6 protein-coding genes and 1 pseudogene are annotated in these 8,672 nt (G+C 73.1%); 2 read left to right on the forward strand and 5 right to left on the reverse strand.

Going from position 1 to position 8,672, the window contains the following annotated elements:
- Positions 1-452: 452 nt before the first annotated feature.
- Together PV410_RS28880 and PV410_RS28885 are read right to left on the reverse strand one after the other, a co-directional pair.
- Positions 453-3,032, reverse strand: a complete 2,580-nt coding sequence (locus PV410_RS28880) for an ABC transporter permease (RefSeq protein WP_500328693.1) — start codon at positions 3,030-3,032, stop codon at positions 453-455.
- Entirely contained in the window at positions 3,029-3,817 is a 789-nt protein-coding gene (locus PV410_RS28885) for an ABC transporter ATP-binding protein (RefSeq protein WP_499512247.1), read from the reverse strand. The genes PV410_RS28880 and PV410_RS28885 overlap by 4 nt, the downstream gene beginning before the upstream one ends.
- A gap of 368 nt (positions 3,818-4,185) precedes the next feature.
- On the opposite strand from PV410_RS28885, the gene PV410_RS28890 reads away from it, so the two are divergent.
- Together PV410_RS28890 and PV410_RS28895 are read left to right on the forward strand one after the other, a co-directional pair.
- Positions 4,186-5,670: an MFS transporter gene (locus tag PV410_RS28890; protein WP_500328694.1), complete on the forward strand. Its 1,485-nt coding sequence runs from the start codon at positions 4,186-4,188 to the stop codon at positions 5,668-5,670.
- Positions 5,671-5,674: 4 nt separating this feature from the next.
- Positions 5,675-6,259, forward strand: coding sequence for a Uma2 family endonuclease (locus PV410_RS28895; RefSeq protein WP_500328695.1), 585 nt, complete (start codon positions 5,675-5,677; stop codon positions 6,257-6,259).
- Here PV410_RS28895 and PV410_RS28900 read toward each other — a convergent pair.
- The 3 genes and pseudogenes from PV410_RS28900 to PV410_RS28910 all read right to left on the reverse strand — a co-directional run.
- Entirely contained in the window at positions 6,244-7,206 is a 963-nt protein-coding gene (locus PV410_RS28900; RefSeq protein WP_500328696.1) for a DivIVA domain-containing protein, read from the reverse strand. The two genes, PV410_RS28895 and PV410_RS28900, sit on opposite strands and share 16 nt — an antisense overlap.
- An 89-nt stretch (positions 7,207-7,295) precedes the next feature.
- Entirely contained in the window at positions 7,296-8,420 is a 1,125-nt protein-coding gene (locus tag PV410_RS28905) for an SUKH-4 family immunity protein (protein ID WP_500328707.1), read from the reverse strand.
- Positions 8,421-8,525: 105 nt separating this feature from the next.
- Positions 8,526-8,672 (reverse strand): annotated as a pseudogene (locus tag PV410_RS28910) (FAD-dependent monooxygenase); the annotation flags it as partial.

Genomic DNA, 8,672 nt, shown 5'->3' on the forward strand with positions numbered 1-8,672 from the left:
GGGTTCCCCGCTCGTCCCCTGCGGGGGCACCCCGCCACACCCCCTCCTGCCGGTTGGGGCGACTAACGGCCGGATGGGGTGAGAAGGCGGTCCGGGGTTGCCGCAAGTGCCCCACTGACCCCCACCGGTCGTCATGCGCCCCGACAACGGGAGGGGGTGTGGCGAGGTGCGCCCATGGGGGTCCCCCCGGCCGAAGGCTGGCAGAGACGAGCGGCGAACCCGGTACGCAACGACGTGGACGTAAACCGCGAGCGCTGTGGGGGTCCCCCCGGCCGAAGGCTGGGGGAGTGCGCCGGCGCGGCACCGACCCCGAACCAACAGAGCGCAGGCCCGCACTGACCGCGCCGGGCAATCGGGCGGGCGGGTGGACGCCCGCCGCAGGCGCAAACAACCCGCACACGGCGACGGCCCCGGGGCGCACGAGGCGCACCCGGGGCCATGGGCCGCAAGGCCTACTCCGTGGCGATCGCGCCCAGCACGTTCATCCGCCCCGCCCGGAACGCCGGCACCAGCGCCGCGACGAGTCCGACGAAGGCCGAGCCGATGAAGACGGTGATGATCGTCGGCCAGGGGATCTCCAGGATCCCGAGCCCCTGGAGCGCCAGCAGCTGCTGGGCCGAGGCGCCCCAGCCCATGCCGAGGCCGAGGCCGAGCACCGCGCCGAAGAGGGCGATGACGATCGACTCCAGGCGGATCATGCGCCGCAGCTGCCGCCGCGACATGCCGATCGCCCGCATGAGGCCGATCTCCCGGGTGCGCTCCACCACCGACAGGGCGAGGGTGTTCACGACGCCCAGGATCGCGACGATGATCGCCAGGGCCAGCAGGCCGTAGATCAGGTTGAGCAGCTGGCCGATCTGGTCCTTGAGCAGTTGCTTGTAGTCGGCCTGGTTGCGGACCTGGACCTGCGGGAAGTCGTGCAGCGCCTTCTTCAGCCCGGCGTAGGCCGCGTCCTGCTGCCCGTCCTTGGCGGCGGCGAACATGATGTCGTTGATCGGCATCCGGTCGGCCGGCACGTAGCGCGCCGCGGTCGTGATGTTGGTGTACATCGCGCCCTGGTCGAAGACGGTGTCCGCTGAGGTGATGGCGGCGACCGTCAGTGTGGCGGTCTCGCCGTGCGCGAAGCGGACGGCGAGCTCGTCCCCGAGCTTGACCTTGTGCTTGTCGGCGAAGTTCTCGCCGACCGACATCGCGTTGGTGCCGTAGGCGGCCGACAGCTCGCCGGCGACCGTCTTGACCTGGAGGTCCTGGGCGTACGTCGGGTCCGCGGCGGACAGGGAGGTGTCGGACACCGACCCGTCGGGGGCGGTGAGCTTGACGTCGAGGGACTTGTAGTCGGTGACGTGGGCGAGGTGCGGCGCGGCCTTGATGGCCCGCTCGATCTGCGGGGTGATCGGCTGGCCGCTGTCGGAGGCGATGATGAAGTCCGCGCCGACCGACTTGTCGAGCTGGTCGGTCGCCGAGGCCACCATGGAGGAGCCGACCACCGACAGTCCGGCGACGAGCGCGAGGCCGATCATGAGGGCGGCGGCGGTGGCGCCGGTGCGCCGGGGGTTGCGCAACGCGTTGCGCTCGGCGAGGCGGCCGACCGGGCCGAAGGCCCGCAGGACGCCCGCGCTGATCACCCGGACGACGACGCCGGCGAGCAGCGGCCCGACGACCACGAAGCCGACCAGGGTGAGCAGGATGCCGAGGCCGAGGAACATCGAGCCGTCCGCGGCCTTGGTGGCCTGCACGGCGGCGACGAGGGCGGCGGCACCCGCGAGGGTGAGGACGAGGCCGATCGCGGCGCGCACCCTGCCGGCGCGGGCGTCGGCGGGGGTGCCGGCGTCGCGCAGCGCGGCCATCGGGGAGACCTTGCCGGCCCGCCGGGCGGGCAGGTAGGCCGCGAGGACGGTCACCACGACGCCGAGGACGAGCCCGATGACCGGGGTGGAGGCCTTGATCGTCAGGGAGGAGGTGTCGAGGTTCATGCCCACGCTGCCCATGAGGTTCATGAGCAGGACGGCGAGCCCGACGCCGCCGCCGATGCCGAGCACGGAGCCCACCACGCCGAGCAGCAGGGCCTCGACCAGCACCGAGCGGTTGACCTGGCTGCGGCTGGCGCCGATGGCCCGCATCAGGCCGATCTCCCGGGTGCGCTGGGCGACCAGCATCGAGAAGGTGTTGACGATGAGGAAGACGCCGACGAGTACGGCGATCCCGGCGAAGCCGAGCATCGCGTACTTGATGACGTCGAGGAAGCCGGCGATGTCCTTCTGGTTCTCGGCGGTCCACTCGGCCTGGGTCTGCACCTTGTAGCCGGCGGTGGAGCCGAGGGCGGCGGTGACGTTCTTCTTCAGCTGCTCGTCGCTGACCCCGGGCTTCGCGGTCAGGCCGACGCTGCTGAAGACGTCCTTGGCGCCGAGCACCTTGGTCTGGGTGGTGGCGGTGTCGAAGTAGAAGATCGCCGCACCGGGGTTGGTGACCTTGAAGGTGGCGATGCCGGTGATCCGGGCGTGGAACTCGCCGGGGATGGCGATCACGCGCAGTTCGTCGCCCAGTTCGAGGTGCTTCTTGTCGGCGGTGTCGGCGTCGACCATCACCTCGGTGGGACCGCGCGGGGCGTGGCCGGACGTGACGTCGACCGAACGCAGCTCCGTGGAGTCCCAGTTCGTGGCGATGGTGGGGGCGCCGGAGGTCGGGCCGAGGTTCTCGCCGGCGGCGTCGGTGACGGTCAGGGTCTGGCTGTTGGCCTCGCCCGTCGCGGACTTGACGCCGTCGACCTCCTTCAGCCGCGCGACCGTGGCGGCCGGCACGGTGGCCGCCTTGGTGGTCATCTGCATCTCGTCGTCGCTGGGCGCGCCCTTGGGCGTGACCGTGACGTCCGAGGCGGTGGCGGCGAAGAGCTTGTCGAAGGTGGAGGTCATGGTGTCGGTGAAGACGAGCGTGCCGCAGACGAAGCCCACCGACAGCAGGACGGCGATGGCGGACAGCGCCATGCGTCCCTTGTGCGCGACGAAGTTGCGCATCGAGGTCTTGACGACGGTCACGACGTCCTCCCGCGGGCGTCGAAGTCCTTCATGCGCTCCAGGACGGAGTCGGCCGTCGGGTCGCGCATCTCGTCGACGATCCGGCCGTCGGCGAGGTAGAGGACGCGGTCGGCGTACGAGGCGGCGACCGGGTCGTGCGTCACCATGACGATGGTCTGGCCGAGTTCGTCGACCGAGCGGCGCAGGAAGCCGAGGATCTCGGCGCCGGCGCGCGAGTCGAGGTTGCCGGTCGGCTCGTCACCGAAGATGATCTCCGGCCGGGCGGCGAGGGCGCGGGCCACCGCGACGCGCTGCTGCTGACCGCCGGAGAGCTGGCCGGGCCGGTGCTTGAGGCGTCCGGCCAGGCCGACGGTCTCCACGACCCGCTGCAGCCACTGGGGGTCGGCCTTGCGGCCGGCGATGTCCATGGGCAGCGTGATGTTCTCGGCCGCGTTCAGGGTCGGCAGCAGGTTGAAGGCCTGGAAGATGAAGCCGATCTTGTCCCGCCGCAGCTGGGTGAGCTTCTTGTCCTTCAGCTTGGTGATCTCGGTCTCACCGACCCAGATCCGGCCGTCGGTCACGGTGTCAAGACCGGCGAGGCAGTGCATCAGGGTCGACTTGCCGGAGCCGGAGGGCCCCATGATCGCGGTGAAGCGGCCGCGGTCGATGTCGACGTCGACCGCGTCCAGGGCCACGACCCGGGTCTCGCCCGAGCCGTACGCCTTGGTGACCTGACGGGCCCGGGCGGCCACGGCCGTACGTTCTCCGCTGCCCCCGGACTTGGGAATCGATACTGCCGTTGTCACTGGACTGCTCCTGTTCGAGTGGTCGTCGCCGCCGTTTCGGGGCGGGCTGCGTCGCCTACCAAGACTGGCTTCGGGGAGGGGGCCGGGACGATGGTGCGGGTCTCCGTATCGGCCCGGGGGTTAGCCCCACCAGAAGGCTAGGGAGCCCAGGAGGGCTCCCTCGTCCTCCGCCGGTACGAACCGGGGGTAGGAGAAAGTTCGGTGGGACCCCTAGGGGGACTGCACCTTTCGGCGGACCCGGCTCGGGGTCGAGCCTGCACCCTCCGGTCGCGGGAGGTTCAAGCCCTGCCGTCCGGCCTGCGGGAACCCCCTGTGCGCGCGGGGGCCCGGCATGAAATCGTGTGTCGTACACACAACCAGGGGGTCCCGTGGAGCGCACCGAGCAGACCGCGACCGCAGCCGCCACCGCTTCCGGGACGGGGCCGCAGCGGCGCGGCCCGGTGGTCGCCGCGCTGATGATGGCCATGGCGCTGGCGGCGATGGACTCCACGATCATCTCCACCGCGGTGCCGCAGATCGTCGGCGAGCTGGGCGGCTTCTCCGTCTTCTCCTGGCTCTTCTCCGGCTACCTGCTCGCGGTCACGGTGACCCTCCCGGTCTACGGCAAGCTCGCCGACACCTTCGGCCGCAAGCCCGTGCTGCTGACCGGCATCGGGATCTTCCTGCTCGGTTCCGTGCTGTGCGCCGGGGCGTGGAACATGGCCGGCCTGATCGCCTTCCGCATCGTGCAGGGGCTCGGCGGCGGCGCCATCCAGGGGACCGTGCAGACGATCGCCGGCGACCTGTACCCGCTCAAGGAGCGCGGCCGCATCCAGGCGGCGATCTCCACGGTCTGGGCGGTCTCCGCCGTCCTCGGGCCGCTGTGCGGCGGGCTGTTCGCCGGCTACGCCAGCTGGCGCTGGATCTTCCTGATCAACCTGCCCGTCGGGGCGGTCGCGCTCCTGCTCATCTCCCGTCATCTGCGCGAGCGGGTCGGCGAGCGGACCCGGCACCGCGTGGACTGGCCCGGCGCGCTGCTGCTCTTCCTCTCCGGCGGGCTGCTGATCACCGGCCTCGTGCAGGGCGGGCCCGCCCGGTGGTGGCTGCTCGGCGGCAGCCTCGTCCTGGGCGCCCTCACCGTGTGGGCCGAGCGCCGGGCCGCCGAGCCGATCATCCCCGGCTGGGTCTGGCGGCGCCGGGTGATCGTCGCCGTCAACCTGGCCCTCGGCATGCTCGGCGTCCTCATGGTGGCCCCGACGGTCTTCCTCCCCACGTACGCCCAGACCGTGCTCGGGCTCGGGCCGATAGCGGCGGGCTTCGTGCTGTCGGTGATGACGCTCAGCTGGCCGCTGTCCGCCGCCCTCAGCAACCGCGTCTACCTGCGCATCGGCTTCCGCAACACCGCCGCCCTGGGCATGGCGGCCGCCACCGTCGTCCTCGTCGTACTGGTGCTGCTCCCGTACGCCGGTCCCGCCTGGCAGCCCACCCTGGTGATGCTGCTGCTCGGTGCCGCCCTCGGGCTCTTCCAGCTCCCCCTGATCGTCGGCGTGCAGTCCACCGTCCCGTGGAGCGAACGGGCCACCGCCACCTCGTCGATCCTCTTCTGCCGCCAGGTCGGCCAGAGCGTCGGCGCGGCCGTCTTCGGCGCCGTCGCCAACGCCACCCTCGCCTCCCGCCTGCACGGCTCGGGCACCGACCTCGACTCCATCGCCGGCGCCGCACACATCGACGACCACGTGCGCCGCGCCGTCGCGGCGGCGGTCAACCACGTGTACGCCGGCGCGGCCGTCGCGGCGGTCCTGTCCCTGGCCGCCGTCCTCCTGGTGGCGCCCCGCCGCTTCCCGGTCCTGGAGGAGGACCCGGCGGTACGGTGACGCCGTGGACGCGAAGACCTACGCGCGCATGCGGGCCATCGCCGACGAGTTGATGGAGCGCGAGGACACCTGGGCCGTGGAGATCGGCGAGGGCGTCATCACGATGATGATGCCGCCGGTCAACCGGCACGAGCTGATCGCCCTGCGGCTGCGGCGGCAGATCGAGCGGCAGATGGCCGACGATCCGGACTGGGCCGGTCACGTGGCCCACAGCGGTCCCGAGATCGAGGCGCCCGCCATAGGGCGCATGCGCCGGCCCGACCTCGTCGTCGTACCGGAACAGGCCCTCGACACCCCCGGTTTCCTCGACCCAGCCGACGTCACCCTGGTGGCCGAGGTCGTCTCCACGTCCAACCCGGAGAACGACTACCGCGAGAAGGCCCGGGACTACCCCGCCATGGGCATCCCGCTGTACCTGATCATCGACCCGCGCGACAGGACGCTGGCCGTCCTCTCCGATCCGGGACCGGCGCCCGGCGACGACGGCCCCCGTTACCGGGCGCGCCACGACTACGCCTTCGGGGACGCCGTCCCCGTGCGGCCGTGGGTCCTGGACAGCGGGGAGTTCCCCGCCTACGACGGTTCCTGATCGTCCCCGGGTGAGGGGGAGGGAACGCCGGGGGCGGCGGGGCCCGGTTCCTCCTCGGCGTCGGGGGCCTCGCGGCCGGTGAGGGCGGCGAGGCTGCCACGGACGTGGGCGAGGTGCTCGCGGATCTCCTCCCGGCGGACCTCGTGCTCGCGCAGTTCGCGTTCGGCGGCCAGACGGATGCGCTCCTCCCGCACCCGGGCCTGGGCGAGCAGCTCCGCGGCGGCGGCGTCGGCCTCCTCCTGGCGGCGCCGCGCGGCCTCCTCCGTCTCCGCCAGGGCCCGGCGGGCGTCGTCCACCATGGCCTCGGCGTAGGAGGTGAGTTCGGCCAGGCGCGAGTCGACCCCGGCCTCGCCCTCCGCGAGTTCGTGCTCCTGGGTGTCGAAGCGCTCGCGGTGCTCCTTCTCCAGTTCGGCGAGCGCCTGTTCGCCCTCCCGCCGCGCGGCGTCGAGCTCCCGGGCGACCTCGTCCCGCAGCAGGCCGGTCTCCTCGCGGGCCTCGCCGAGCACGCGCCCGGCATCGGCACGGGCCTGCTCCAGCACCTGCTCGGCCTGCTCGTCCGCGGTGCCGCGGCGGGCGTGGGCGGCCGCGCGGGCCTCGTCCATGAGCGTGCGGCGGGCGGCCGCGGCCGCGTCGTGCGCGTGCCGGGCCTCCTCCTCGGCCTGTTCGCGTACGGAGGCCGCCTCCTCCTCGACCAGCCGCAGCAGGTCCAGTGCGCCCTTCCCGAGGGATTCGTAGGTGGGCGGCGAGAGCGTGGAGACCGCCTCGCGCAGCGCGGCGCACTCCGCGGTCATCTCGTTGGCCAGGACGGTGAGCCGCGCGGCGCGCTCCCAGGCAGCGTCGCGGTCCTCGGACAGCTCCTCCAGGAAGCGGTCGACCTGTTCGGTGCGGTACCCGCGGCCACGGACGGTGGCGAAGCCGTGGCCGCCGCGGGGGTGTGCCGTGCTCATACCCCTATTCTCGGGGATTTGCCGGATTTACCCATAACGCGACACTCCGACCGGCCCGCAGACCGGCCGGAGCGACGCCGTACGGGGACCTAGAGCATCCCGTCCCACATCTGCTCGATCAGCACCGGCCACCAGTGCTCGGGCGACGCCACCGCGGCCGGGTCGAGCGCGGCCAGCTGGTTCTGGAAGTCGACCGTCCAGCGGCCCGCCTGCTCGGGCGTCAGGCCGAGCCGCCAGCGCCACATCTTCCCGAGCAGTGCCAGGCAGCGGACGAACTCCGGCAGGCTGGTGTTGACGAACTGCGGCACGGGAGCCGTACCGCCCGGCCCGGCCTCCAGCGGCACCGCGACGATGTGCGCCGTGCCGTACTGCACGCAGAGCTGGCGGCCGAAGTCATTGCCCATCACCAGGTACGAGCCCGCGTCCGGGGCCGGCTGCACGCCGCGCTCGGCCGCCAGCTCCGCCAGGGTCGGCACCGGCCGCCCCGGCTGGGCCTGGGCCCAGAAGAACGGCCCGAAGTCCACCGGCAGCCCGGACCAGGTGAGCGTCTGCGCGACGAGGTCCGGCACGCCCTGCCGGGCGACCGCCCGCTGGTCGAAGCGGAACACGCCCTGCGGCCCGAAGGACTGCGCCAGTTCCTGCCCGATCGCGTCCAGCGGGATCGGGGAGACCCGCTGGACCTGGTGCTGCTCGGGCAGCGGCACCCGGTGCGGGTGCGCGTGCGCCGGGGCACTCGCCACCTGGTGCAGCTCGCCGAGGTGCGTCAGCAGGTGCTGCACGCCCGCGCGACGGCTCGTGTGGTCCTTGCCGTAGGGGGCGGTACTGCTGATCCGCACCTGGGGCCAGGTCTCGCGGATCATCCGGGCGCAGTAGCCGCCCGGCAGGTCGCACGACTCCAGCTCCGTGTGCAGCTCCAGCACCGCCTGCGGCGGCACGCCGAGGGCGCGCAGCTCGTGCAGGATCTGCCACTCCGGGTGCGGCGTGCCGGGTGCGGAGCGGCGCATCAGCTGCTGTTCCGAGCCGTCCTGCGCGCGGTAGCGGAGCACGGCCAGGTAGCCGGGGCCGACCGTGGGCACCCCGGTGGGCGGCTGCGGCTGGGCCTGCGGCTGCTGGGGGTAGCCGTACGCCGGGGGCTGCGGCGGCGCCGCGACCGGACCGGGCGGCGGCGGGGGCGGTGCCGACGCCCCGGCGGCGCCGTCCGGGCGGGACAGCATCGTCGCGGCCTGGTGCACGTCCCCGGCCGCCGGCTGCGGCGGTACGGGCGGACCGGGCCGGTCGTTCGCGGGGAGCGCCTGCACCAGCTGCGTGGGCACGTACCCGGCGGCCGGGGTGCCGGGCACGCCCGGACCGGGCGGCGGCGCGGGCGCTGGTCGCCTCCGCCACCGGGCGGCGCTCGGCGTCGTAGGTCTCCAGCAGGCCCTCCCCGGCCCAGCCGCCGAGCACGGCCGCCAGCTTCCAGGCGAGGT

Origin of the sequence: Streptomyces sp. PA03-5A (assembly GCF_033792725.1) — a bacterium.
Classification (GTDB): Bacteria; Actinomycetota; Actinomycetes; order Streptomycetales; family Streptomycetaceae; genus Actinacidiphila.